Here is a 26,192-nt window from a genome sequence, read left to right as displayed (position 1 = left end):
AAGTAAGCTACGACTTTGCAGGGTAATCAGAGAGAAGTCCGGAGCACCGTGCCTCGCTCGCCTGCAATGATCGCCTCATTTGCGCCGACGAACGATATTGCTCCGAAATATCGATCCACGCCGGTGGGCACATTCACCCAGGTCGCCCCGCCGTCTTTGGTGACGAACGCGGTCCCCGACTGGCCCACCGCGACCCCGGTGGCTGCATCTCGGAACGAAACCGCATACAGATCCACCTTTGTCGGCGTGATTTGGCGATTCCACGTCTTGCCATCGTCGGCCGAATGCAAGATTTCCCCAGCCTCGCCGACGACCCAAAAGTTGCCTCCATCGGCTGCCGCGACCCCGTTGAACCATTGCGACTTTCCGGGGTGCCAAATCGCCTCGAATTCCCCGTCCCCCTCGCTCCGACCGATGTACCCGTAATATCCTACGGACACGACCGTTTCCGCGTGCCTCGCGAGCCCCGAGACCTGCGCGAGGTATCCGTCGTTGTTCATCTCGGCGCCGAGCCACGTTTTGCCGCCATCGGCGCTCGTGACGCCCGTCCAATACCCACCGCCGTAAATGCGTCCATTTTCGGCGCACGTGACGGCGTTGAGGTACGAGCTGCCGAAGGCATCGCGCTGGAATTCGGGAATGTCTTTTCCTCGCGTCCACGTCGCGCCCCCATCGTCGGTACGCGCGACGAGCATTCCGCCCACGGCAATGCCCACGCCCGAAGGCAAAAAGCAGAGCGACGTGCTATACGACGAGCGATCGTCGGTCACCTGTCCGACTTTGGTCCACACGCCCGATGCAGCATCGCGCTTGAAGAAGGACCCGCCGCTGCCCGTTGCAATCACGTCACCCGCGGGGTTCTTTGCCAGGGCGAGCAAGCTTTCGGTGGTCGGTAGCGCTTCGACGGCCCACGGCTCGGCCACGTCGCCAGGCTTTGGCGCGGCGCCACGGTCCATCCATTGCCACATTTCTTCGTAATGCCAACCATAAAGGTCGTGGCCGGTATGTACTTCGCGATTCATTCGCTGGTCGGCCGGGAAGTTTGCCTCGGCCAGCGCTTCGTCGAATTCGCGAAGGTATTCGATCATGTAATCGCGATATCCGGTGAGCGTGTAAATCCACGGGGCTTCGGTCGTGTAGGTCGATAGCTCGGGGTCATCCCACGACCCGCCGCCGATCAATCCGAAACCACTGAACGTAAACGGTGTGCCCGTAAGGAGTTGCGCGGCCATGTTCGTGCCGCTCGAAAATCCCGAAATGTACATCCTCTTGGGATCGATGCGATATTGCGATACGATCTCCTGCACGAGCGCCTCGGCGAACACCACGTTGCGCTCGACGTCGCCTTCGTTTTGGTCCCACCGGTACACTTGGGCCCCCTTTTCTTCGCTGGAAAGGGACCGCGGCCGTACGAGAATGAACCCATTGGCTTCGGAGAGCGCCTCCAGCTCGTCTTGCGCGTAACTTTCTTCGGGCCGCGAGCCTGTCGACGTGCCGTGGAAATCGACGAAGAGCGGCGCGGGGTTTGCGCATGAATACTTTTTCGGCACGTGGAGGAAGTAATATCGCTCCTTGCCGTCCACTTCGAGTTTTTGATCGTGAAATGTCCCCGTCGCGGTATTTGCGCAAGCTGCCTCGACGGGTTCGTCGCGGTTAGGCGATTGCGCGACGTCACAGGAAGGATCACTGCAACCAAGCCCGAAACCCGCCGCAACGGCCAACAAGGCCGCGCTTTGGATCGTACGTAGAACGATCATTGAAGGTCTCCACAAAGGTCATTGAAGCGACGCCGACTCGAGAATCCCAAGTTGCGAGCGCGTACGGAACGATCGAGGCGGGTAACCTCGACAGTTCGCGTCTTTGACATCGACGCACGCGTTTGTCGAAGCGGAATTCAATCGCGCGGCGCGTTTGCCGTCGCAATCATCTCATGCATTACCGAAGCGGTGCGTTTCTCGCAATTCGCGAGCGTGAAGAGACAGGCGAATTGTTTGCTAAGTGTTATGGGCAACCGTTGGTGCTCACGGGAATTTCCGGTGGAAAACACCCCATGTACCCTCCCCATCCGGGGTCTTTTGCCGGGATACCTCCGACAGAACAACACTCGGCTTCGCTGACGCCTGTGTAGCTGACGTTGATGTGGCCGTAATCGGGGCAAACATCCGAGCAAAAATACCCCACGGTGAGCGATTTCCCGTTTCGCGCGTCGGTACCCACGACGGTTGGCAAGCAGCGACTATCATCGCTGAGGGCGTTCGGCTCGTTGTGATCGAAACATTGCTTGAATCCCACGTCGACGAGTCGTTCTATGTCGGCACTCGTCATGTTCGGATTGCCGAACGATTGAATGCATTCGCAAGGTTCCTCGTTCACGCAACCGACGACACTGGCCAAAGCGAGACCCACTGCAATGCAGAGCCCGCTGAACAACGTCTTTTTTTTCATGAGCACATGACCTCCTTGGACATTTACCGGCTTCCGGGCACCTTGGCCGCTTCGTACGCGTTGCGAAAAGCCTCGAGCGCCGCATCGAAACGACCGCGATCGGCCTCGTCGACCTCGGAGCTGCCCATGTCCGATACTTCGCAATGACTCCCTGGCCAGCGCATGACGAGCCCTCGGCCGCCGCGATGAGGCGACACGGCATGGAGTTCTTTGCTCCGAATTGCATGCAGTTGCAGCTTGTGCATTTCGGCGTAAAGCTTGTCGAGCGCGGCCGTGTTCGTCACGCGACACGCGGCTTGCGGGGGGTCGAGCCATATGAGTGCCCACGCAAATCGGCAGGAAGCGGCATCGGTCAATCCGAAATAGGTCATGTCGCCGGGTTCGTATCCGCGCTGAAGGTAATAGATGGACAAGCCCTTGGGTCGTTCGGCGGGCAATGGTTTGCATTCGGTCGTGCCGCCGTACGTTTCGAAGAGCACCGTGCCACCATTTCGCTGGATGGCCCATTCGCCACGATGATATCGTGCCAATGCCGAGACATCCGCGTCGCTTGGCGCGTCGGTCATTGCGTCGCGAGCGTCCGCAGGGGGCAAACCGGCATCGGGCAAGGCAACGCTTGCACTTGTCGCGGCGGACGGGCTGCCGTGGCCGGCGGGGCGGTCGCTGGTGGCGGTGCACGCGGCGGACAGCAAAAGCGCGAGCATGCACATCGATGATGGGACTGCGCCACGGCTTGCTTTGCGCGTCATGGTGGATCCAGGATACACGTGACAGGCGGAGGGTACAATGAGCGAGAGAAGAGAAGCTCCCACCCACCTTGGCGGCCGCCAGGCAAGAGAGAGAAGCTCCCACCCACCTTGGCGGCCGCCAGGCAAGCATCCCCACTCATCTCGCAAGTCCCCCGGTAAAAGCAGCCACTTTCACTCGGCACGCAACGTGCTGCCGGTCCCCGCACCACTTTCGACGTGGTGCACGCCACGCGTCCGGTGCTCACGCGTCCGGTGCCGACTCCGCTCTGGCACACCAAAATCGAATGCGAAATCACACAATGCGTCGCATCAGCACGCCCGCATCACGCATGCCGCGCTCGTGATGTACAATTGTTTACGTTTTCTTGAAATATTCCCGCCGCGGGACACACGTCTGCATTGGCAGAATGCCGATTCATTCAGCCCGTCACGCAATGACATTCTATGCTGGCCGATCAAATGCTGCCGCCGATGTTTACCGCGTGGAACACGCGCATCCACCACGTTCCTGCAGGAAACGCCACATCACGGTTGCCCATACTCCACTGCTCGAGCGCCTCACGATACGCCGCCCGAAACGCGGTCACCGCACGCCGAGCGGCAGCCGCAATGGCACCGCAACCTCGACCCGCTGCGAATGTCGGATTCAGCTTGCGCGTCGGTTCCGGCGTCTTCGACCGTGTTTCCGTCGAAATCGTTGCCGCTCGTTTTGCCCCCAGAACGTTTTCCGGCGCAATGGTTTTCCGAGCCTCCGCCACTTCGTGCGCCAATGCCGTCGCAACATCATCACGAAATGCTCGAGCCTCCGCTTCTGCAATCGTAGGCGGCAACGTGATTGGCAAATCCACCACATCTCGCCATTTTGTCGCATCGAAATACACCTTCGGACGCGTCGTTTTCAGCACCGTCTGACCAATATCAATAGCCCGCGTTTTCGCGCCTGGCCATTCCTCCGGCTCGAGTACCGCCCCCGCCGCAACAGGGTTTGCCAGCACATACGCGATTTTCTCGACAATCGATTTTCGCGTCAACAATTCCACGACACTCGGTTGCTCCGAATCCCACATCGAACCCTCCCAGCGGCGGAGGGTCTTCGTTCCCATTGCGACGAATCGATGGAAGTAGGCCAGGAAAAGCGGAAGCACTCCGTGCGGATCCGTCACCACGAGGTGAATGTGCGTCGACATTGCGCAAAATGCATGCACCTTCACACCGTAAACACGCGCTGCCACCGCCAATGAATACTCAACGAGCTCCTTCATTTCATCATCAGGACGAAGTAAAAAATATCGACATATGGTACGTCGTGTCACCAAATAGGTCTTACCGGGAAGAATCTTTCGAGCGTATGACATGTGTCGCTCCAGTTTGGTCTGGTTTGCACGTAGCGAGTTCCGTGCCATGACTGGAACTCAATGATTCCAATATGTTATGACCATCCGACGTTGGCGGAATCGCCCCGCCGCCACCCCCCGCCATGGCGGCCGCCAGGTGATGTGTTGGTCCTTACATCAACCAATTCAGTCGCCGGCATGCGCCTGCACGTTTCCACCGAATGGTCTACCATTGCTTGCAGGGCCGATGCTCGACCCGCCCGCGGCACGACGGCTCGTCGTACGAATCGCGAAAACCAAGGCGATTGTCTCGGCGATCGTTAGGTGCGCAACATCACCAGTCCAAGAGTCACAAATGTGAACGCTTCATAACGCGGAAATTCATTGCATCTGGCTCGTTGCGTTCATTGTTTCTGTGTACGCAGACGCTCGTGCAACTGGACGCGCGCATCGTCGAGCCATACAGCCGCTTCCTGCATTGCGCCGAAAAAGCGCGTATTCGGGCGATGGCCGCTCACCTTGGCTATGCCGCGCAGCACGAGGTCGATGAACAGCGCCTTATTCGCGCTGATGCCCACGATGGCCGTTGCGCCAACGGCCGTGTGGGTGCGGTGAAACTGCGCCAGCGCCCGTCGTGCTTCCAATGGAAACGACCAGTCGCCGGAAATGTTGATGCAAAATAACGCATAGCCGCGGGCATTCTGAATGTGGACGCCCTCTTCGAAAATGGTCGTGAGCTCGCGGGCCGATATGTTGCCACAAACTTCCCAGTGGACGACGTCATCCTCGACGAGGAACTTCTGCTGTCCCACTGCCTGCCAGCTTCGCATCGTGTCTTCGGGCGAGCGTAGCACGACGCTTGTGCGCAACTCGCGTCCGCATCGACTGCAAGCGCAACTTTTCGACGCACGGTCGCGTTTGCAGTGGGTGCAGCGGCGCGCTGCACCTGCTCCCGCCAGCATGGGACCTACCGGGGACAATCGCATCGCATCGTGGGGCAGCGGATACCCACCGATCGCTCAATGACCGCGATGGTGCCCAGCTCGTTTGCGTCATGCACGTCGACCCTTGACCATTCAATCAATCAGTTGAATGCTTGAGCGCATGACCACGCCCCATCGGCGCTTCAAGGACACCATCTACGAGCAGTTCGCGCGGGTCGGAAAAGCCGTCTCTGCACCGAAGCGGCTCGAGCTTCTGGACCTGCTCTGCCAGGGCCCACGCACCGTCGAAGCGCTTGCCGAGCAAGCCGCCATCTCTGTCGCGAACGCCTCGCAGCATCTGCAGGTGCTCCGGGCTGCTCGGCTCGTCGATGCCGACAAAAAAGGACTCTACGTCGAGTACCGTGTCGCAGACGAGGATGTCTGCCGATTCTTCCTTGCACTGCGCGGGCTCGCCGAGGCGCGCCTTGCCGAAGTCGATCGAGTCACCCAGGAGTACTTCGAGCAGCGCGGCGCGATGGAGGCGGTCGGCGGTGAAGAATTGCTCCGGCGCGTGAGGGCCGGAGAGGTCACCGTGCTCGACGTGCGCCCGCCCGAGGAGTACCGCGCCGGACACATTCCAGGCGCACTTTCCATCCCCGTCGGCGAGATCGAAGCCCGACTCCACGAACTGCCGAAGGACGGCGAGATCGTCGCGTACTGCCGCGGCCCGTACTGCGTGATGGCGGTCGAAGCCGTCGATTTGCTTCGCAAGAAAGGCTTTGTCGCTCACCGGATGGAGCACGGCGTCGTCGACTGGCGCGCTCGAGGCTGGCGCGTCGAGAGCGAAGGAGCACGCCAATGATTTTCAAGCCCTACGATGACTTCGAAACTGGCTGCCCCGCGTACCTCGTTGGCTACTCGAGCACGATTGCCTCCGAGAGGCGGTGGAATCCGCTCCTTTCGATGTCACGTGAGGAGTTCATCGAGGCTGTCTCCGACGTTCCGCCCAAGCCCGCGGCCATGGAGCAAATCCTCCGCATCAATCAGGGACGCAAGGAAACTCGTCAATGAATCACGTTCGCCTGGGCTTGCGCGAAAACCTCGGGCAATTCTCGTTGCTCGTCGTCGTAAACGCGTTTGTCGGAGCAATGGTGGGCCTCGAGCGTACGATTCTGCCATCGATCGCCGAGCAGGAGTTCCACCTCGCGGCGAAGTCGGCCGTGCTCTCGTTCATCGTCGTGTTTGGCGTAACCAAAGCATTGACGAATTATCTTGCTGGGCGCCTGTCGGATCGTTTTGGACGCAAACACATCCTGGTCGGGGGCTGGCTCGTGGCGACCCCCGTGCCGTTCCTCCTGATGTGGGCGCCGAGTTGGACCTGGGTGCTCTTCGCAAATGCGCTCCTGGGCATCAGCCAGGGGCTCACGTGGTCGACGACGGTCATCATGAAGATCGACCTCGCGGGGCCCCAGAAACGCGGGCTCGCGATGGGGCTGAACGAGTTCGCCGGCTATTTCGCCGTTGCTGCAAGTGCACTCGCGACGGGCTTCGTGGCGGCGCATTACGGATTGCGCCCCGAACCGTTTTATCTCGGCGTCGGTTACGTCGCGCTCGGTCTATTGCTCTCGGTGCTCGTCGTACGCGAGACGAAACATCACGTTGCTGCCGAATCGAACCTGCATGGCGAGCTTGATCCGGAAGGTATGCCGACGCAGCGTGAAATTTTGGGCGTACTTCCCTCTTCGACAAGAATCTTTCGAGCATCAGCCAGGCGGGGCTGGTGAACAACCTGAACGACGGCATGGCGTACCTCGGCTCGGTCCCCATGCGGCGGCCCACGAGTCTGGATGAATTGAGCCACTCAAGGAGCGAGGGGTCCACGCCGCAGCTCACTGGCCGCCCCAAATGCCTACGATCCCGACCGCGTGCGCAATCCACCCCAAAGCAGCCCCACCCAGCACCAACCATGTCGAATTGGGCTTCCAGCGCACGAGCACGACGGCGCTTGTGAGCCCGAGTACGACGGTCACCACATCCACCATGGCGGCTCGGCCGAGCTGCGCCGTCACGACCGCCATGAGCGCGAGAGACGCGACGTTCACGCCATCGAGAAAAGCTGCCGCAGTCGCTGATTTGCGCAGGCGTGGCACGAGCGGGCCACTCAATGCAACGAATACGAATGCGGGCAGGAAAATGGCCGATGTCGCGACAGACGCTCCGACAGGCCCCGCGAGCACATAACCAATGAACGTCGCCGTCGTGAATACAGGGCCAGGCGTTACTTGACCGACTGCAATGGCGTCCACGAGCTGCGCCTCGGTGAGCCAACCGAATCGCTCGACGATATCCGCGCGAAGGAACGCAAGCAGCACGTAGCCGCTTCCGAATAACAACGCCCCTGCTTTGAAAAATACCCAAAATAAGGAGTTTAGCGAAAACGACGTCGCGGCCGTCGTAGTCGCAATGGGCGCCAAAGACAAAACGAGCGCGCTGGACGTCGACGTACCGTTCTTCGAATCGCGCCGGAAGAAGTGGCCGAGTATCGTGACGGCTCCCGCGCCGAAAAGCACCGCCAGCTCATGGATGCCCATCCACGCCGCGATGATCGAGAGCACAGCAAGAATTCGCAAGCTCGTCGTCCGCGCAGCCTTGGGAGCAAGCCCCCAGATTGCCTGCACGACCACTGCGAGAATGACCGGCTTTACGCCATAAAGGAGCCACGCGACATCCGGCAAGGCTCCGAATCGTACATACGCCCAGCCAAAGAGGGCCGTGATCAAGGTTGCTGGAACGATGAAGCTCGCACCTGCAACCAGAAGGCCCCGCCATCCCGCTCGTTCGTATCCGATATGAATGGCCATTTCGGTCGAATTGGGGCCTGGAATGAGGTTCGTTGCGCCGAGCATGTCGAGGAACCGCTCGTCCGAAAGCCATTTTCGCCGCCGCACCACTTCATCCTGCATCATGGCGATGTGGGCAGCCGGGCCCCCGAATGCCGTCGCGCCGAGCCGGAAAAACAGCGCCGCAAGCTCACGCAGCGAAGTCGGCGTGCTCTGCTGTGACTCGGCGCCTGTGCGCTCGATCACGGTGCACCTGCGTCCGCCGGTAGAGGGCCCACTGGGGACAATCGCATCGTGGGGCGCCTGATGTGCACGAACGCAACTTGCTCAGCGTGGTGGCATGCATTGCACGTGGTCGTGAGCGCATCGAAGCGCTCCGCAAAGAGCGCGGGATCCTTTGCGGTGATGGCCTCTTCGATGCCCCGCATCGCTCCATCGAGCATCTGTGCCGATTGCGCTCGTTTGGGACGCCGCTCGACCCCGTTACGCACGGTGGTCCGGATCTTTTCCGCTTGGTACTTCGCGTAATCCCAGTTCTCATCCTGCCCCGCCCAATAGAGCTCGCCGTAGCGGTACCCCGTTTCCGCCATGGCGACGTCGAAACCGCGAAGATGCTTCGCGACGCGTGCGAAGCGTTCGTCGGTCGTTCCCGTGCCGAGCCACGCCGCTCCTCCTTGTGCCGCGCTGCTCGTTGCGGGCGCAGAGGGCGATCCCGCGTTCGTCGCAGCCGTTGACGACTCGCGCGAACACGCGCCAAGGCTCAGCACAGCAAAGAGCACGACCAAACGAATCCCTGCGGCCGGAAGGAGTGTCCGAAGCGGCCTTTTTTCGCGGCCTGTCGATGCAGTCTCGTGGTTTGTCAACATGGAACACGACCTTCGATATCGAAAACCGATACAACAGACGTCGTGCCCCAGCAACACATGTTTTCACCGCGTCTGGATTCGAGCTAGGCGCAATCGGCATCAGCCTGGTCTTCATTGGAAATTATCTCGATTACATGGCGCGCAGTTCGTCGTCGATTCGCTCGTCGTAAGCGTCACGCGTCGTCGTGCTGGGCAGCTGTGGCGCGTGAGTTTGCCCTGCGCGCCGCCAGCGACGTACCACGAAGAACAAGCCTCCTGCCGCGAAGAGTGAAAGCACGGCGAGCGCAAGCGACACACCCGCGATGGGATTGCCCTGCGGCACTGCATTCACGCGCGGCCCATACCGCACTGCAAAGTCCGCCTCTACGCCCGCCGCCCCCCCCCCCTCGAGCGTTTGCGCCAGCAGCACGGCAACGAGCCGTCCAGAGCGCCCGCCTCCCGGAGCTCGCTTTTCCGCTTCGCGAAGCCCGCGCAGCCACGGGACGCGAATGCAAAACGAAGAGCGATGAGGCAGAACAATGACGCACGACAGGGGAGGTTCAGGCCAGAAGCACGAGGTCCAGAAACAAGCCGGGCAGCCAGCCCCCGCCCACACCGCCCAGCCAGCCACAGCGGCCGGGTCCGGAGCCCAAAGGACAGGCGCGCGTGGCGGCTGCGATTGACCGAACCGGGGCTCCGCCTTGCCCGGAGCATCGAGGCGGCGAGTCGAGCGCAGTTCGATCGGCTGCTGTCCGCACTTCCTGCAGACAAGCAAAGATTGGTGATCGATTCGATGGCGGCCCTGAACGAAGCCGTGCGAACGACAAGGAACGATAGATGAAACATAGTGTCCGCGCGCCGGCCCGCGGGCGGCCGCCGCCGGCGGGCGGCGCGCCGGCGGGCCCGCTCGCCCGCGGGGCCCGCAGCCAAGCCAGCCCGCGACGGCCCGCGCACGAACAGCGCACGCCACCCTGTGCCCAGAGGCCAACCATCAAAAGCAAAACATGCGGGATCATCTGGTTGCCGTGCAGGAGATCATCGTCGCCATGGCGGCGAACGATTACGGGAGCATCGAGCGCGCGGCGTCGCGAATCGGTTATTCGGAACAGATGGGCAAGATGTGTTCGCACATGGGGGCCGGCGCCCCGGGATCACCGACCAGGCGCTCCATTTTCACCGCACGGCGGACACCATTGCGGAAGCGGCACGAAAAGGGGACAAGGACGCCGTGCTCTCGGCGCTTGGGAAAACGCTGGCCACCTGTACGGGTTGCCACGCCGCGTTCAAGCAAAAGGTCGTGGACGACGAGGCCTGGACTGCGGCCACGAAAACGCCGCACGCGCCTTCGAACGCAGCTCACTAGGTCGTATCGCGCGGCGCCAAGACAACACAGCCGCACGCCGAATCGTGTTATGACGCGAGCATGCCGAATGGTCACGTCCACTATGATGCTTGCGACATCCTGCACTGGCGCTTCACCGAACAGGGCTATCCGCCGCTCGTGGTCGATAGGTTCGATTACAGCCGAGGCCTGCGGCTGCTGCAACTGCGCGGCATCCGAGGTTACGCCCCGATGCCGAAAATGGATACCTGGAAGTATTGGCCGCCGCCTCCGCGCAAAGCCGAACGCGCGGACTACGAGCAATTCGCGTCGATGTGCATCGATGCGACGCGCGCGCTCTTGGTGTCGAACCCGAACGATGCACTCGACCCCAAACTGCGACATGCCCAGCTCGCGTGGCTGACGTTCGATCTCGGTTGGGCCATCGTGGTCGGCTTCAACCTTTATGTGCGCGAAGGGACCGAACCATTACGCTTGGTCAACGAGTTTGCCGTGGAATATCCCGACGACTTGCCGGAAGAACACCGCGCGATGCTGGCCAAAGTGCTCGTTAATCAACTGAGCGCTATCTGCACGGATGGCTTGACCCATCCATTCGCGTCGCTTGCGAAATGTGTGGTCGATTTTCGCAATTGCTCGGAGATATTGCTCACGTCGATTCCGCTGCACGGCACGGCTGTGTGGTCCGAGGTTGCGGGGCTACCCGTCTTCGATGCGCGTGCCGCCGGATTGCTCGTCGGTGCGCTCCGAGAACACGGATTGGGATGCGAAATGGATCAGCTCGCCGTGCGCTGGAGCAAGCCCTCGACGTAGGGCGCTCGCTCGCCCTTCAATAATCCAATATCTGGGTCGCTTCCCGAATGGCCCTTCCGAATTCCTGGCCGCTACTCAATCGCGCACCTGACTTCAGGGACCCCTTGTCGATGCCCGCCACCGATGCGCAATGCGCACACACGAGCACCTGACCGCCCCCTTTCACGACTTCATCGTAGATCTGATGCACGCTCGCAATGTGCGGATGCCCCGCCACGTCGCTCGGAATTCGCTTGTCCGCCAATCGCACACCCTCGAGGTCGAGCAGAAGCGTGACATTCCCCCCAGCCTGTTGCACCGAGCGCGCAGATTCGAGCGCCATCAGTACGGCGTGAAAATCGCTCCCGTATTTCGACAAATGCACCATCGTGGTCGTTTGCGCCTGCGCCTGCGCTGGTGCGCGCGTCTGCGCGACCGTCGTATTGGGCTGTAAGAGCAGCGTTCCGCCAATGCCGCCGGCAAGTCCCAGCGCGAGCGCGAGCGGAATCAACCTTTGTGAATGGATTGTGCGTGCGGTTTTCTGCATGAGCGAACCGCAATGCAATGGGGACGCCACGGCGAGCCCTCGATAAGCTCGCGCAGCCGCTCGCTCCGGCACGACCATTGCCTGTCCAGGGTTTCGCGTCCGGGCCGAACTATTCAAGCGCAGCGCATTCGTCGAGATCGCGTGTTTGCTGTGTACAAGCGTCTTCTTTTCGATGTATCATGACGCATGAGCCAGCGCATTCTTTCGACATCGAGTTTTCATCGACATGGGCGCGTCTCACGCTGCTTGTGCGGCATGATGTTCGCGCTTTTCGTGCCAGCATGCGGGGGCGAGGCGAACGCTCCGGCCGCGGCGCTTCCCGCCTTCAGCAAAGGCGACAAACCTCTCGCCGAGCCGCCCATGTACGCCGTCGGCGGCTTTCACATCGATCTGCCCAAAGAAACCCTTGCACCCGGCGAAGAGCGGGAAGTCTGCTACCTGCTACCGCTCGATATCACGGGTCCATCGCGCATCGTCGGCGGCGGATATGTCACGGTCGGCCAAGGGATGCACCATGGCAACATCACGTCGCGGCCAAAAACGGGCGAAGGCATTCGTATGTGTCCCGAGGAAGAACCTGGGACGCTCGGGGGTCCAGCCGGCGATATCATCGACGGGGGCGCAGTGCTTTTCGGTTCGTCGACGCAGGTCATCGGGACCGAATGGCAAAGCTTTCCGGCCGGAATGGGGTTTCCCGTGCGTGAAAATCAAGAAATCGTGGCGCGCATGCATTACTTGAACACGAGCTCCGAGCCGCTCGAGGTGGCGCCGAAGTACGAATGGTACACCATCGACGAAAGCCGCGTCGAACACTTGATGGGGCCATTCATTTGGGTGCTTTCGGGTTTCAAGATTCCCCCCAAGAGCGAATACACGGGCATCGGCGGCTGCAGAATTCCTCCGGGCATGAACGTCGTGAATGTATTGCCTCACGTCCATCAGCTCGGAACACGATTCACGGGCGAATTCATGGGCGGGCCGCTCGATGGGCAATTGTTTTTGGATTCGCCCGGCTACAGCACCGAGGGCGTCATCGTGCAATACCGTCCCGCGATCGACCTGTCGCAAGGTGAAGGGGCACGTTTTTCCTGCACGTGGCAAAACACGTTCGACAAGACCATCGAGGAGGGAATTGGCGACAACGAAATGTGCATGCTCTTCGGATATGGCTATCCGTACGAGCAAACCTATTCGGCGTTCGCTACGGGTCCGGAGAACTGCATTGCGCTTGCACTGCCGTCGCTCGATTGACGAGCCTTTGCGCAACTGCGCCTTGGCGCGCGCTTCATGAGCCGTATTTCACGCTGCATCCATACGCTTTCGTGTCGGTCACCTGCACCGCGCGTCCCGCCAAGAGGTCCTCGACCGCAGATTCGACGTGATTGCGCAATTTGCCATCCGTCGGCGATTCCCCTTCGCCGTCCGGTGAATTGTCGATGGCGCCTCGGTACACGAGTGTCCCCTTCGCGTCGATGACGTACATGTGCGGCGTGTTCGTCGCGCCGTACATCTTGCCGACGTTGCCCGTTTCATCGGCCACGATCACGTTGTCGATGCCAAATGCTTTTTTCCCCTCCGCGACCCTTTCCGGACCGTTTCCTTGTTTGCCTTTCGCATTCGAATTGATGCCGATCCAAACGACACCCTTTTCCGCCAGTCGCTTCGACAAACCCTTGAGCGACCCTTTGGTATACGAATTCTTCACGAAGGGGCAGTCGGGGTTGAACCATTCGAGCACGACGATCTTGCCGCGGTGATCGGCCAAATGGTGCGACTTTCCTTCGTAGTCCGTGAGCGTGAAATCAGGAGCGGGTTTGCCGATTTCAGCCGCAGGCGCGGGCGCAGGCGCCGATGCAAGCGCCGCCGAGGGCACGGATGGCGCCTTGGCCTCGGGCGTGGGCGCGGGTTTTTCGCTATTGCAGGCGGCGACGAGTGCTAGAAGGAAAACGAGAAGGCGGATGTTCATGGTGCGATTGTTCCACAAAAGCGTTCGGGGGCAAAGTTCGTGACGCTCGCCGTGATCGACGCCATCGAGCCGCCCGTGTGACGAACTTTACGAAACACTGACGTCGAGCGCCATCATTTGCTTGACAGCGGCCGACATTCGCGCTCTACAGTAGCCCCATGTCAATGAACTGCCCCCGTTGCCATACGCCTCTCGTACGCGGTCGCCTCGCCGACCACTCGATCCTCGAAAAGGTGCACAGCTGCGCAACCTGCAGAGGCACGTTCATCGCGCCTGAAGACCTCGAGGATGTCGAGCTTCAGCACGAGGACGTGTTCATCGAATTCCGCCACATCCCGAGCGCTGCGGATCAGCAGGCGCCGCTGAATTGCCCCGCGTGCAACGTCGCCATGAACAAGGTGAAGAGCGACCGCGACGAGCACGTGACGATGGACACGTGCCCCTCGTGCCGCCGCACATGGCTCGATGGCGGCGAGCTCGAGGCCATCAAGACGGAGAGCCTCGTCGCGAATCTGGTGAACCTGTTCCGTGGTTCCCAGAAGAGCGCGTAGCACGGCTGAAGCGACAAAAATTCACTTCCCCCTGGCGCCTCGCTCGACCGTATCACATTTCTTGAAGTCGTAGGCGCGATTCTCATCGCAGAGGATGAGCTGTTCGAAGCAGCACGAGCCGCAAAGCTCACCTTCTTCGCGCTTGAAACAGCCGTTGTAGCAGTGCATGGATCCTTCGTGGCACCATGCAGGTATTTTATGGTTTTCCTGGGGTTTTTCTTTCTCTGGCTTGTAGGGACCACATCCCGGTCGTAAGGCAACTAGGATGCTCAACCCAACGAGTGCTGGCCATCCCATCGCGCCTAGTCCTTGTCGGGGCAAGAGTAGAAGGAAAAGCTGCCACCCGTTTTGCACCCCCGGGCACCGTCGTCACAACATGCATGGCACGCCGCACCCTGGCTAGCCTTGTAGCAACTGTTGTGGCACGCAAATGCCCTTCGGTTACAGCGCGCCTCCAACGAGTTGTCGTCGTCGGGTACGCATCCGAGAACCGCACTTGCTGCCAGAGTCGCAAGGAACAGCAGGACGTTGAATGTTTTCATGGTCGGCATACCTTCCACAGTAAAGCACACACTGCTTTGCGACACAACATTCAGAGTGCAAGCGGATGATTCTACCACCGCTGCGGATCGCTCGACCAATGAAACTCGAGCTGTCCTGATATCGGTTCAGGCGTCGTTCCTTCGAGGTTGTGCACGCCGAGCCCCAGAAGGCGGGCGCCCATGCGCAAGGGCCATTGCGCGCGGAGTAGGTCCCGCGACGCCGAGCACAAGATGGCCTCCGAACGAATGGGTATCATGAGCGATTTCGACCGCGTGATCAGTTGAAAATCGGCGAACTTGATCTTCAGCGTCAACGTTCGTCCATACGATTGCGCATTTTGCATGCGTTGCCATAACGCCTTGGCAATGTGGTCGACGGCTTCGATCAGCTCGGGCAATTCGCTTTTGTCCGTGAGGAATGTGTCTTCGACGCTGATCGATTTGCGTTCTTGATGGGGTTCGACCGGTCGATCATCGCGCCCTCGTGATGCCCAATAGTAATAATGTGCCGATTTTCCAAAATGTTTTTGTAAAAATATCAAATCTTTGTCGCGCAAGTCTTTCCCCGTCACGATCCCGAGCGATTCCATTTTGCTCGCCGTGACCGGACCTATGCCGTGAAAGTATCGAACGGGTAGCGTTGCGACGAAATCCGGACCTTGCTCGGGGCGGATGACGCACAGGCCGTCCGGTTTGTTGCGATCGGATGCGAGTTTCGCAATGAATTTGTTGTACGAAACGCCGGCCGACGCGGTGAGCCCCGTTTGCTCGCGAATCAAGCGTCGAATTTCTCGGGCAATCTGCGTGGCCGACGCGAGCCCTGCATGATTCTGCGTGACGTCCAAATACGCTTCGTCGAGCGACAGCGGCTCGACGATGTCCGTGAATGTTCTGAATATGGTATGAATCTGTCGAGATACTTCGCGGTAGGCATCGAATCGCGGCGGCACGAAAATGAGGTCCGAGCACATGCGCGCTGCGCGTACCGACGGCATGGCCGAGCGCACACCAAAAGCCCGCGCCTCGTAGCTTGCAGCAGCCACCACACCGCGCGGCCCCAAGTGACCCACCGCAACGGGTTTGCCCTTGAGCGACGGATCATCACGCTGCTCGACCGATGCGTAGAAAGCATCCATGTCGATATGGATGATTTTTCGCTTTGGCTCGCCGCCGTCGGGCATGAAGGCGGACTTTGTCACAAACGCGATGCGTCGCCAAGACCAAACGACCCACGCGCGAATCAAACGACAAATTCTAAATATTCACCCACATGCGGAAAATGACCCACTTGAAGACGTCCGACGCGTACTGTCGAGGCCTTGCGTTCGGTTCCGTGAGGCCCACGATTCCGTTTGGAACGGGAGGGGAAACTCATGGATGCTGCGATTCATATTGCCAAGATGATGGGGCCGCTGCTCGTCGTGAATGCCATCGGGATGTTCTTGTTCACCAAGAGCTACCGGGCGATGGCCGAGGAATTTCTGAATAGCCGTGCCCTCATTTATCTCGCCGGGTTCATGACGATGCTCATCGGGCTCGGCATCGTCAACGCGTGGACGCCAAGCTTTCCGATTGCAGTGACGATCGTCGGCTGGATGTTCACGATTGGTGGAGCGATACGCATGCTTGCTCCGGAGCGGTCCATGAAAATCGGATTGGACATGCTCAACGAAAAGCCCTGGCTCCTATCGGTGTCGGCGGCTATCCAGCTCATGCTCGGCCTGGCGCTGCTGCACGTCGGGTATATGCGCTGAGAAGCATCATTGCGTGAGCAGAGCTCGCGACGGCTGCCGCAATGCGGTTTCCCGCGCGATGCTCTGCTCGTGACTTTAGGGATGCTCCTGAATCCATTTCACGAGCTGCCGATCGACCTTGTCGATATGGTTGATGAGCCAGCTCGTGAGGAATACCCGAACCGTTTTCAGCACTTCTCCTGTTTCCCCAAGATCGCCCATCATTTGCCCGACTCGCGACCGAAACAGATCGTGCGCGGCTTTGTGCGCTTCGGCGGCGGGATATTCGTACGCCTTCATCAATTCTTCTTCGACCAAAAAATGCTTGTTGGCATAATCTGCCAGCTCGTCGAGGACCCAGCGAGCATCCGCGCGTGGATCTTCGAGGCGTCGCAGCAGCGCAAAAATACGACCGTGCTCGTAATCGATGACGCGCAGGTTGAGTCGGTAAGCTTGGGGGACCCACACGCTGGGTGGAGGTGAATTCATACGCCAAACCTCGTTTCGAAAATCGTGTGATTCGTTGACCTTTGCAAAGGCGTCACCGACTCGAGGCATCGAAGCAACGGGCATGCCGGTTCGTCCCGGTGACCACGTGGCGGAATTCGCCGAAACCACCTGCGCATCGCATCCTCTGCGCAGGGCTCGGTGCACACTTTGCGCCCGTAGACGCAGATCTTGCGGGGGAGGTCGATGGACGCCGCGCGCTGCAAGGCCATGCAAGAGCGCCAACAACGCGGATCATCGACATGGATTGGTTTTTGCTGTCCAGGGGGATTATGAACACAACTGAATGGCTCAAACGAGATCACGAACTCATTCTCGACGCGCTCGATGTGCTTGCTATCACGGCGAAATGGGCCCAGGCGGGGGGCGTCGTACCCGAGCAGCACATGCGAAAGCTCATCGCATTTTTCCGCGAATTCGCGGACGATTATCATCACCAAAAAGAAGAGCAAGTGCTTTTTCCGGCGCTCTTGGCCGCGGGTATGCCACGCCAAGGTCCTGTGGCGGTGATGCTTCGCGAACATGACATGGGGCGCGATCTCCTCAGGCGGATCGAAGTGTCGCTCCCGGAATTGGACGTGGAAGCGGCGCTCGATTACGTGGACCTCTTGTCGCTGCACATCCGCAAGGAAAACGAAATCCTCTTTTATATGGCGGACCGGCTGCTCGAGGGCTGCGACCAACAGCTCCTTGCGCAGATGCTCACCAAAACCGAAAACGCCGTTCCTCAGATCTTCGGTCAGGATGACTATCGGCGCAATTTCGCCGAAATTCAGCAAGCGTGCAGTGAGTGAGGGTGTTCATCGAGTGACGAAACCCATGCGGCAAGACGCTCTCGTCAAACGCTGCATCATCACGCTGATGGCAATCGCCATCGCATTCGTCCTGCCGCTCCTCGTAAAGCTTCCGCACCTCGACGTTCGGCAGGCGTACGTTTTTCCACAAAGTACGTGGCAATGGGCCACGGGCAGCGTGTTTTCCTTGGGAATCACGTCGTTCTTGGTCTCTGCGGTCGTGGTCGATGTGTGTCGTCGCGCTGTGCCTGCATTCGTTCGCTCGAGCAATGCGGGTCGGCAGCGCTGGACGAAAGCGGTGCTGCTCCTCGCAATGCTGTTCTCCGCGCTCTTGGCGTATCACGTCATTCGATCCGTCGACGCAATGGTTCCGTTGTCACGCGAGACGAAAGCATCGTGGTTCGTGGCACTCATTGCGGGTCAAGGTGTACTCGCGACACTTGCATGGTGGGTTTCGCGCCGAGGAATCGGTCATGGTTTTGCTGTGTTCGCCGCGCTTGGTATTGCGAGCGAGCTGCAAGACGTCGTCATGACGATGCGTGGGAAACCAGCACCTTCACTTGCTGACGGCGTGCAGATGGTCGGGGTGCCTCTCGCCATTGCAATCATCACCGTATGGGTACTCGGTCGGCATACTTCAGCGCCGCGATCATGGACTGCGCGTGTACCGGCAAGCGGCATTGGTCCGGTCGTTCTGGCGTTTGTCCTGCCAATGTTAGTAACGGCGCTTGCGCTTTTCGGTGTCGTCGATGCGCGCGCGGCAGCGGCCATGACGCCGGGAAGCGTCACGTTCACCGTCATCGCGAGCCTCTTTACGATTGTTCTGAGCGTTGCATTGGGCTACGCAAATCATTCGGTCGTCATGGGTGCGGAACCACCATTGCGAACGGCATTCTGGCGGTCGATGCCGGCGACGTTGCTTTTTTTGCTCGTATTCGTGTGGCGCCCAGCGCTCGTGGGCCAAGCGGTCGTCGATCCGCTGAGCGTGGTGATTGCCACGGCCGTGTGCATGGACTTGGTCGCCGAAATTCGGGCACGTGCGGCGTTTGGTGACTTGGTCGTCATAACGAGCGCAGTCGACGTTGCCGCTGCGGACCTCGATGCATTGCGATTGCGACGCGCAGAGCTCGTCGTGTTTCAGCGTGGCGTGTTTTTCGCGACGATGACCCGTTTCTTTGGGTTGCTCGTGCCGATCGAAATGATGGTGCCGGCTGACCAAGCACTCCCCTCGCTCGCGGAGGCCTGATTGAAAGGGGAACCGAGCGCTTTTGCTGAGAAAATTCTCCCCCTCTCCGCGGAGCCGCCTAGCGGCGACGGGGAGAGGGGGTTGGGGGGTGAGGTGCGAGAATGGCGTGATGCCGTTTATCGTAACGCCCAGGAGGTTGGAGGATGATGGGGTATGAGCGGGTTGCCCCGCCGCGCGATTACCGCTTGAGGGCCCGAACTTTGGCACGCAATGCCTTCACGACGGGCTCGTTGCTGGCGAGATCGGGATTCGGAGGCATCGCCGCGCTCTTGCCAACGCCGGGGCCCCCGAGCTTGATGATTTTCTCGATGTACGCATCATCGACACTCGACTGCCAAGCTGCCTCCTGCAGATTACGAGGTTTCGGGTTCAAAGCGGCTGCTCCAGGACCGTCACCGGCACCATTGGGACCGTGACACGTCGAGCAGCGTTGCATGTAGATTTTCGCCGCCTCTGCTTGCGTGGCGGGGTCGATCGAGTCGCCACCACCGCCGCCGTCTTTGCCGCAGCCAACGGCCCAAACGAGCGACGTTGCGACGAGGATGAGTGCGAGAGTTTTCATGATTGAAGAGAATAGCAAGATCCTGGCCACTCGGTTTTGCGCCGAATTTTGGAGTGCGTCGTCGACAGAGGTGCATATTTTGCGTTTGTCGTGCGAACGGTGCGCCTCCGCGGCGGATCGCGATGTGGGTTGGGGCGCAGGGCGCCGAAGGCGACCCGAAGCCCCAAATATTTGAACTTGGACACGCTTCAGAATGGTTTTACGTGCAGGGATTGGTGCGTCGAACGACGCAAGCGGGTAAGAGCAATTCGTGGAGGGGGGAGCGGCGCGCTCGAATCATGCTTCGGCGGCCATCGGACACACGGGCCTGTCGAATTCTTCGGCGTCCATCATGGGCAATTGCGCCGCCCATTTTTCAGGCTGCCAGCCGTTTCGCTCGAGGTCCCATGTGATGAAGCGGGCCAGAGATTCCGCAATGGCCTGGTAATACGGCACATCGGTGGACGTCACGAGTCGCTGTACGAAGCGCGGCACGAACGCCCCGAGATGCTCGCAAAGGAGAACCTCTTGCGCGCGATGCGCAATGTTTGCGTTTTCCTCGTCGCCATTCTCGAGGGCCAGCGCCTCTTTGAGACAAAGCAGCGATGCAAATTCGAGCTCGACACAAATATGGTCGGGGGCTTCCGATTCCGCACCGCCCAATTTCGCACCGAAAAGGCCGTACAGCGCCGAGAGCTGTCCGAGCTGGCTGCCCTTGTCCCTGCGGCTATACGATGTTTCACACGGACAAACGGCCACGCCTTGCGCAAACATGCGCGTATGCTCGTAGACGATATCCTCCTCGATGGTCTCTCCGACGTGCGCGAAGAATTCGCCAAGCGGGCCGGAGGCTGCGGCAGAAGCCTCCTCCGAAAGCGTCTCCGTGTCCGTCTCGCCAAACAGCACGGCCAAGACTCGATAACCTTCGGCTCGTACGATGGCCATTTGTCGCTTCATTTCGCTCGTCGTATTCATGGCATCACGATGGTGGTGAAGGGAGCCCAATGTTTGCGGCCGCCCACGTTTTTCGCTTTACCTTCCCAGACGGCAAGCGCAACGCTCGTCGAGCTCTTCGCGGCAAAGTGCGGATTCGCCGGATCCGAAGTTTCGCGCGGCAAAAGCAATACCACGCGCCACTTTCCCTTGGTCCATACGCCTTTGCCTCGAGCATCCTGGAATCGGTGATCAGCAAGTGACCCGAATCCTTCTGCATGCAATTCTTCGACCGGCCATTGCCGCGAGATTTTGCTCATCGGGTTGCCCGCAGCCACACCCGGCAAGTAACGCCTCGAATTGGCGCTTTCGAAGCTTTCTTGCACGGGATAAGGGTGACCACCCGCCACGAACGGGTAAGGATCCGACCAATATGCAGGATGCAAATCTTGCACGTCGGCGCGACCCTTGTCGACATCGCGTTGCCAAGCAGCTTTCCAATGCACGAGGTACACCGGGTTTTGCGGATCACCCATCATTGGATTGGTCTTGGTCAAGTCTCCAAGCGGGAATTCCACGGCCACGCCGTCGGTGAATTTGTCCGTTTCGAGCATGTCGTCGACGGTCGGGTCTTCCCATTCGAGGCGCAAACCAAGCCAATCCTTGTCTGCCAGTGCGCGCACGTTGAGCTTCTTGACCGAGCCCTCTTTCAACGTCGGAAACGCGATCTGTTGCGGCAACACGTCGATGCTGACGTCGACCATTCGCCCCCAGGCCGCGTGATCCGGGTCGATCGGGACGGTCTCGACCATTGCCACTTTGATGTCGTTCGACGTCGTGGTGGTCTTGTTCCCGCAGCTCGCCGCGAGCATCCCGGCGAGCATTACAACGAGGCAATTCGTCGTTTTCATGGTATGCCTCCCTCACGTCACGTTCAAGCGGAAGACTTTTCGCGTCTTGTCGAAGAAATCGCGCTTGAAAAACGGTTCGTCATGCGGTACTCGAACCGCTTCTTTCCCATCCGCCTCGTAACCCACCGCGAAATCACCATCATTCTTGAACGAATGGATGATGCGCGGCGTATTGCCGAACATGAGCAGCGCCGATAGCAGGGTCTTGTCCGTCGGCGCGCTGCGGTACGTGTTCATGGCCGCTTGCACACCCGGCCCGAACATCTGCTGCGTGAAATCGATCGGCACGTGCACTGGCGGAATGTAATACACGTTCGGTTCGGTCCCGTATTGCGCGTACAGCGGGAGCGCGACTTTCTTGATCCGCACGAGGTAATCGATGGGATTGTCCGCGCGCTCTTCGCCCGGCTTGCTGATGAAGCCTTGGAGCCGAATTTTACCGATGCACGTCTTGACGCATTGCGGCTGTTCGCCTTTCTCGATGAGCGGATAGCAACCAATGCACTTTTCCGACACACGCGTGACCGAATTGTAGAAAATCTTCTTGTACGGACACGCTTTCACGCATTCGCGATACCCGCGACAACGCGATTGATCCACGAGCACGATGCCGTCTTCCGGGCGCTTGTAGATGGCTTTGCGCGGGCAGGCCGACAAACATCCCGGATAGGTGCAATGGTTGCAGATGCGCGCCAAGTAAAACATCCACACGTTGTGAATGTTCTGGAAAAACGCGCCCTGCTCGAGCGATCCAGCGCAAACGTCCTCACCGAGGTTCGGCGACGCGTAATCCTCCTCGTCCGGCGCATAACCGAGCGCACGTTCGCCGATTTCCTTCCCAGCCTCGAAGATGGTCTTGCCATTGTAGACGTTGCCATCCCATTCGCCGGGGCCGAGCTTATCGAGCAGGTTCACGTCCCAGCCATGCGGGTAAAACCCATAAGGCTTGGTTTCCACGTTGTTGTAGAAGATGTGCTCCTGCCCTTTGCCGCTCGTCCACGTCGTTTTACAAGCCACGGTGCACGTTTGACACTCGATGCACTTGTTCGTATCGAAGATGTACGCGATCTGGCGCTGGGGTCGCGCATCGTCGTACGGGTATTCCATTTCCCGACCGATTTGCCAGTTTTGTACTTTGCTCATGGCTATCCCTCAGCCTTTCACCGACACGTACTTGCCTGCGAGGAAGCGTTTCATCGCTTCCGTCTCGTGGGTCGGCGTCAGCCCTTTTTCAGCCGGACGCCACAACCCCTTTCCGCCGATACCCCCAGCTTCGGCGCGTGTCACCTTCACGAACGATTCGCGCGGTGCACCCGTCGGACAATGCACGTCGGGCTCGAAACCTTGACCCATCATCTGCGTCAACGAATTCTTGCGCACGAGCGTATCCGTCATGTGCGTCGGTTTGATGAATCCGCGCGTGCAGCTTTGATGCGAACCTGCTCGGAAAAGCGCTTGGTAGCCCGTATCGGGATTTCGCGCCAAACCGTACGGATGCGTCGCCGCTCCACGCATGGTTCCATGCGTCGCGCCGTACATGTTGTGCCACATGCGAATGACGCCGCGGGGCGTGCCCGGGTAAAACCTGATGCGGCAAAGCAGCCGCGCGACCTTGTATTCTTCGGCCCGATCCTTGTCCTTCCAACCTTTGAACGGCCGATCGTGCGGATCCGCATCCACGTACACGTAATCGCCGTCTTCGCATCCGAGATCCTTGCAATCGAGCGGATGCATTTCCAAATACGACTCCGTGACGAATGGCGTACGCGTATCGTGCCGGAGCATATCGCCGAAAGGCCCGAACCAAACCGCCACGATATCCGTATCGACGGGCGTCGTATGCGCGCCGTGCCGATATTTCGGCGTGTGAAAGATGAACTTGTAGCTCGCGTCGTGTGCATTCAGCGGATGTTTCGTCTCCTTGACTTCACTCCACGGTTTGAGCACGTGGCGCGCTTGTCGCACGTCACCCTCCAAGTCGTCTCTCTTGATGCCGTACGCTTCCGGCCCTTTCGGACGAAGCGCGGGATGCGGCTTGCCCACGATGACGTTTGGTTCGTAAAACGTCGAGTCGATCGGTTCGCGGTGCACGGGCAGGTTCTCGCCGCTCTCCAAAAACTCCTTTTCGTCGCGGTAGAACTCGAGCCGCCCGGTGCGAGTGTACCAAGGTTTGTCCTCGTAGGCTTGTTCCCATCCGACCGATTTCGGGTACGTGCGCGATTGAATGATCGTCGGCACGCCGCGCTTGGCGTCGTCTTCGGCCTTCAAGAAGTCGATGCCGCGAGCCATGCTCGACGCGTCGAAGATGCGTTGCAGGTATACATCGACCCGTCCATCGTCCACGAATTTCCACGCTTTGGCAAAACGATCGTCGCCCGTGAGCTTTGCCAGAGCTTTCGCGACGCCGGCGCTGCATTCGATGTCCGACTTCGTCTTGTAGATGCGCTCGAAAGGCGTGCGCGGAAACACCGAAATGAACGGGTTCGTCACGCTTGCCGTCGCGTCCGGATGCTTGAATTCCGCCCACGCATCGACCGGGAAGACGATGTCCGCATATTCGCACGACGCCGTCCACCACCATTCGTTCACGATGAGCATGTCGACGCGCTTCATCGTATTGAACACGGTCTCGTAATGCCCTTTGGCATTGCCGATGAGCGAGTTCGAATTGGATACCCACACGGCCTTCGTCGGCGTTGGGATGTGACTCTTGCCCGTGAGCAATTCTTTGCCCATGCGAAGCGGCGCATCGCCGTGGTTCCAGTAATGCACCGATTCGAACCGCACGCGTGATTTCACCCGCGACGGTTTTTCCGGGTCGAGCTCGAGGTCGAACATGTCCTCGAAGATGTATTGCGGCAGCCCATTGAAGTAGCCTGCGCGGTAATTGCCCGAATACGAGCCAACGTTGCCTCCGACGAACCCGATGTTGCGCGACAAGGACGCAACCAAAAGAACGGCTCGGTCCTTCAGGTCGTTGTTGAAGAACTGATTCGGCCCCATGCCGCAGGCGAAGAGTGTTTTTTCGGGGTTCTTGGCGATTTCCCGTGCGATCGTCTGAATCCCCTCGACCGGCGCCCACGTCATTTCACTGACGGACGCCGGATCAAAGTTGTCGAGCACGTATTGCTTGATCAAGTCGAAGCTCGGCTTGCACTTGACCTTGCTTCCATCCTTGAGCGTAACCTCGACTTCGCCCTCGAGCGCAGCGTCGATTTTGCGCTCCTTCCACTTCGCGCCAATTTCATCGCGGCTCACGGCCACCGGTTTGTTGTCTTTCGCGTCCCATACGACGAACGGAGCGAACTTGTCGACGATTGCCTCATTGACGACGCCGCGATCCTGATCCACCGCCGCCGGCGATGACTCGCCTTTTTTGACCACGAACAAACCGGTTCCGCCCTTCGATTCGAGGTCCAAGACGTCATCCGCACGCAATCGTTCAAACGTGTCGAGCCGAATGAGCGAAGGCAGATCCGTATTGGCCTTGATGAACTCGACATCGTACAGCTTTTCGCTGAGGATGACGTGGGCAAACCCCAAGGCGAGCGCCGGTGTCGTGCCCGGACGCACGACCAAGCCCAAGTCGGACTTGTTCATCGTCGCGGAATATTCGGCCGCAATCACGACGACTTTCGTTCCCTTGAGCCGCGCTTCGGTCAGCCAATGCGCATCGGGCATTTTGGTGGTGATCCAATTCATGCCCCAGACCACCAAGAGATTCGCCTTCTCAGCCAACACCAAGTCCCAGTCCACGGCCTGCTGTCCCGTGACCATCGGATGTCCCGGAGGCAAATCGGTATGCCAGGTGAAGTTGTCCCAACCGCGAGCGCCCAAAGCTTTGTCCGGTTCGACGTTGCGGACTTTGGCGTCGAGCAGCGACAAGGTATTCGCGAATCGGTATTGGCCGAAAATGCGCGTCAGCCCTAGCAGCGGCATGCCGCCACGCATCTTGATGACCTGCGTCCCCACACCCTCGGTAGCCTCGATCATCGCCGGATCGAAACCTTGCGCCGTGAGCCACTTCTTGCCCTGCTCGCCGCTGTAGTCCTTCGCAATGGATTGGAAACCCTTCGCCGCAAGCTCGAACGTCTGCTCCCAACTCACGCGGACGAACGGATCGAGTCCCCGGCGCAGGTATTTCGGATCGACCGCGCCCGTATTCGGGTCGCGCGGAAAACCCGCCTCGGCCCATTCGAGCCATCCCTTGCGCACGAGCGGGTACTTGCAGCGCCGATCGCCGTAAAACCTTCGCACGAGCGCCAAACCTTTTTGGCACACGCGCGGATCCCAGCGATGAGACGCTTGGCCAAACCCAGACGCATCCATCGCTTCACCATAACCAAACGTCGGCCCGATACGAACGAGCGTACCGTTTCGAACGTATCCCTTGAGGATGCAATTGTGCGTATCGTTGGGCGCACACGTGAATGTAAACGTCGCATCGTACGCATACAAATCACGATATACGTCTTCCCACGACCGGCTTGGATACGCCGCCAGCGGGTTTTCCACGACCAGCGGCTCCAAGAAATTGAACCCCCAAGCGTTCGTCGCTGCTGCACCGGCAACGCCCGTGCCCAGCAGAGACAGCAATGAGCGCCTCGTTATTTTACCCGACATGGCTTACCTCCAACCGCGGACGCATCGT

General features: G+C 59.6%; 27 protein-coding genes. 10 read left to right on the top strand and 17 right to left on the bottom strand.

Annotated features, from left to right (window positions below; translation table 11 throughout):
* Positions 1-26: 26 nt before the first annotated feature.
* The 5 genes from IPM54_08715 to IPM54_08695 all read right to left on the bottom strand — a co-directional run bounded on the left by IPM54_08715 (position 27) and on the right by IPM54_08695 (position 5,358).
* Positions 27-1,757 carry a hypothetical protein gene (locus IPM54_08715; GenBank protein MBK9259903.1) on the bottom strand — a complete coding sequence of 577 codons (1,731 nt, stop codon included), beginning with the start codon at positions 1,755-1,757 and terminating at the stop codon, positions 27-29.
* A gap of 244 nt (positions 1,758-2,001) precedes the next feature.
* Entirely contained in the window at positions 2,002-2,445 is a 444-nt protein-coding gene (locus IPM54_08710; GenBank protein ID MBK9259902.1) for a hypothetical protein, read from the bottom strand.
* A 23-nt stretch (positions 2,446-2,468) separates the two neighbouring features.
* Positions 2,469-3,194 carry a hypothetical protein gene (locus tag IPM54_08705; GenBank protein MBK9259901.1) on the bottom strand — a complete coding sequence of 242 codons (726 nt, stop codon included), beginning with the start codon at positions 3,192-3,194 and terminating at the stop codon, positions 2,469-2,471.
* A gap of 455 nt (positions 3,195-3,649) precedes the next feature.
* Complete coding sequence (locus tag IPM54_08700) at positions 3,650-4,549, bottom strand: transposase (GenBank protein ID MBK9259900.1); 900 nt, start codon at positions 4,547-4,549, stop codon at positions 3,650-3,652.
* Positions 4,550-4,932: 383 nt separating this feature from the next.
* Complete coding sequence (locus IPM54_08695) at positions 4,933-5,358, bottom strand: hypothetical protein (protein ID MBK9259899.1); 426 nt, start codon at positions 5,356-5,358, stop codon at positions 4,933-4,935.
* Positions 5,359-5,632: 274 nt separating this feature from the next.
* On the opposite strand from IPM54_08695, the gene IPM54_08690 reads away from it, so the two are divergent.
* Genes IPM54_08690 through IPM54_08680 form a run of 3 tightly spaced genes read left to right on the top strand, consistent with a single transcriptional unit; the run spans position 5,633 to position 7,235 of the window.
* Positions 5,633-6,313, top strand: coding sequence for a metalloregulator ArsR/SmtB family transcription factor (locus tag IPM54_08690; protein ID MBK9259898.1), 681 nt, complete (start codon positions 5,633-5,635; stop codon positions 6,311-6,313).
* Complete coding sequence (locus tag IPM54_08685) at positions 6,310-6,522, top strand: hypothetical protein (GenBank protein MBK9259897.1); 213 nt, start codon at positions 6,310-6,312, stop codon at positions 6,520-6,522. The genes IPM54_08690 and IPM54_08685 overlap by 4 nt, the downstream gene beginning before the upstream one ends.
* Positions 6,519-7,235 (top strand): MFS transporter, encoded by a 717-nt coding sequence (locus IPM54_08680; protein ID MBK9259896.1) that lies wholly within the window; start codon positions 6,519-6,521, stop codon positions 7,233-7,235. Before IPM54_08685 ends, IPM54_08680 begins: the two co-directional genes overlap by 4 nt.
* A gap of 105 nt (positions 7,236-7,340) precedes the next feature.
* Here the strand turns inward: IPM54_08680 and chrA are convergent, their stop codons facing one another.
* From chrA to IPM54_08665, 3 genes are all read right to left on the bottom strand, one after another.
* Complete coding sequence (gene chrA / locus IPM54_08675; protein MBK9259895.1) at positions 7,341-8,534, bottom strand: chromate efflux transporter; 1,194 nt, start codon at positions 8,532-8,534, stop codon at positions 7,341-7,343.
* Complete coding sequence (locus IPM54_08670; protein ID MBK9259894.1) at positions 8,534-9,157, bottom strand: hypothetical protein; 624 nt, start codon at positions 9,155-9,157, stop codon at positions 8,534-8,536. The genes chrA and IPM54_08670 overlap by 1 nt, the downstream gene beginning before the upstream one ends.
* A gap of 130 nt (positions 9,158-9,287) precedes the next feature.
* Positions 9,288-9,488 (bottom strand): hypothetical protein, encoded by a 201-nt coding sequence (locus IPM54_08665; protein ID MBK9259893.1) that lies wholly within the window; start codon positions 9,486-9,488, stop codon positions 9,288-9,290.
* A 768-nt stretch (positions 9,489-10,256) separates the two neighbouring features.
* Here IPM54_08665 and IPM54_08660 point away from each other — a divergent pair.
* Together IPM54_08660 and IPM54_08655 are read left to right on the top strand one after the other, a co-directional pair.
* On the top strand, positions 10,257-10,499 hold the full coding sequence (locus tag IPM54_08660; protein MBK9259892.1) for a cytochrome c: 243 nt from the start codon (positions 10,257-10,259) through the stop codon (positions 10,497-10,499).
* 60 nt (positions 10,500-10,559) lie between these two features.
* The gene (locus IPM54_08655; protein ID MBK9259891.1) at positions 10,560-11,291 is read left to right on the top strand and encodes a hypothetical protein; all 732 of its coding nucleotides are present in this window, start codon (positions 10,560-10,562) and stop codon (positions 11,289-11,291) included.
* Positions 11,292-11,307: 16 nt separating this feature from the next.
* Here IPM54_08655 and IPM54_08650 read toward each other — a convergent pair whose 3' ends face one another.
* Positions 11,308-11,934, bottom strand: a complete 627-nt coding sequence (locus IPM54_08650; GenBank protein MBK9259890.1) for a DsrE family protein — start codon at positions 11,932-11,934, stop codon at positions 11,308-11,310.
* Between the two features lie 69 nt (positions 11,935-12,003).
* On the opposite strand from IPM54_08650, the gene IPM54_08645 reads away from it, so the two are divergent.
* Positions 12,004-13,068, top strand: a complete 1,065-nt coding sequence (locus IPM54_08645) for a hypothetical protein (protein MBK9259889.1) — start codon at positions 12,004-12,006, stop codon at positions 13,066-13,068.
* Between the two features lie 34 nt (positions 13,069-13,102).
* On the opposite strand, the gene IPM54_08640 is transcribed toward IPM54_08645, so the two are convergent.
* Positions 13,103-13,783, bottom strand: a complete 681-nt coding sequence (locus IPM54_08640) for a thioredoxin family protein (GenBank protein MBK9259888.1) — start codon at positions 13,781-13,783, stop codon at positions 13,103-13,105.
* A gap of 164 nt (positions 13,784-13,947) precedes the next feature.
* On the opposite strand from IPM54_08640, the gene IPM54_08635 reads away from it, so the two are divergent.
* Positions 13,948-14,334, top strand: coding sequence for a zf-TFIIB domain-containing protein (locus IPM54_08635; GenBank protein ID MBK9259887.1), 387 nt, complete (start codon positions 13,948-13,950; stop codon positions 14,332-14,334).
* A 613-nt stretch (positions 14,335-14,947) separates the two neighbouring features.
* Here the strand turns inward: IPM54_08635 and dinB are convergent.
* A complete protein-coding gene (dinB, locus tag IPM54_08630) occupies positions 14,948-16,057 on the bottom strand; it encodes a DNA polymerase IV (protein ID MBK9259886.1) in 1,110 nt (369 codons plus the stop codon).
* Positions 16,058-16,249: 192 nt separating this feature from the next.
* On the opposite strand from dinB, the gene IPM54_08625 reads away from it, so the two are divergent.
* Positions 16,250-16,630 carry a hypothetical protein gene (locus IPM54_08625; protein MBK9259885.1) on the top strand — a complete coding sequence of 127 codons (381 nt, stop codon included), beginning with the start codon at positions 16,250-16,252 and terminating at the stop codon, positions 16,628-16,630.
* A 75-nt stretch (positions 16,631-16,705) separates the two neighbouring features.
* On the opposite strand, the gene IPM54_08620 is transcribed toward IPM54_08625, so the two are convergent.
* The gene (locus tag IPM54_08620) at positions 16,706-17,098 is read right to left on the bottom strand and encodes a hemerythrin family protein (protein ID MBK9259884.1); all 393 of its coding nucleotides are present in this window, start codon (positions 17,096-17,098) and stop codon (positions 16,706-16,708) included.
* A 290-nt stretch (positions 17,099-17,388) separates the two neighbouring features.
* Here IPM54_08620 and IPM54_08615 point away from each other — a divergent pair, with 290 nt between their 5' ends.
* Both IPM54_08615 and IPM54_08610 read left to right on the top strand, forming a co-directional pair.
* Entirely contained in the window at positions 17,389-17,910 is a 522-nt protein-coding gene (locus IPM54_08615) for a hemerythrin domain-containing protein (protein ID MBK9259883.1), read from the top strand.
* Positions 17,911-17,935: 25 nt separating this feature from the next.
* Entirely contained in the window at positions 17,936-19,156 is a 1,221-nt protein-coding gene (locus tag IPM54_08610; GenBank protein MBK9259882.1) for a hypothetical protein, read from the top strand.
* Positions 19,157-19,334: 178 nt separating this feature from the next.
* Here IPM54_08610 and IPM54_08605 read toward each other — a convergent pair whose 3' ends face one another.
* The 5 genes from IPM54_08605 to IPM54_08585 form a co-directional block, all read right to left on the bottom strand.
* Positions 19,335-19,718 (bottom strand): c-type cytochrome, encoded by a 384-nt coding sequence (locus IPM54_08605; protein MBK9259881.1) that lies wholly within the window; start codon positions 19,716-19,718, stop codon positions 19,335-19,337.
* A gap of 276 nt (positions 19,719-19,994) precedes the next feature.
* On the bottom strand, positions 19,995-20,672 hold the full coding sequence (locus tag IPM54_08600) for a molecular chaperone TorD family protein (protein ID MBK9259880.1): 678 nt from the start codon (positions 20,670-20,672) through the stop codon (positions 19,995-19,997).
* Complete coding sequence (locus tag IPM54_08595) at positions 20,669-21,541, bottom strand: hypothetical protein (protein MBK9259879.1); 873 nt, start codon at positions 21,539-21,541, stop codon at positions 20,669-20,671. The genes IPM54_08600 and IPM54_08595 overlap by 4 nt, the downstream gene beginning before the upstream one ends.
* Before the next feature lie 12 nt (positions 21,542-21,553).
* On the bottom strand, positions 21,554-22,684 hold the full coding sequence (locus IPM54_08590) for a dehydrogenase (protein MBK9259878.1): 1,131 nt from the start codon (positions 22,682-22,684) through the stop codon (positions 21,554-21,556).
* A 9-nt stretch (positions 22,685-22,693) separates the two neighbouring features.
* The gene (locus IPM54_08585) at positions 22,694-26,164 is read right to left on the bottom strand and encodes a molybdopterin-dependent oxidoreductase (GenBank protein MBK9259877.1); all 3,471 of its coding nucleotides are present in this window, start codon (positions 26,162-26,164) and stop codon (positions 22,694-22,696) included.
* Positions 26,165-26,192: the final 28 nt, after the last annotated feature.

Source organism: Polyangiaceae bacterium (assembly GCA_016715885.1).
Lineage (GTDB): Bacteria > Myxococcota_A > Polyangia > Polyangiales > Polyangiaceae > Polyangium.
This window is presented reverse-complemented; position numbering and strand designations above follow the sequence as displayed.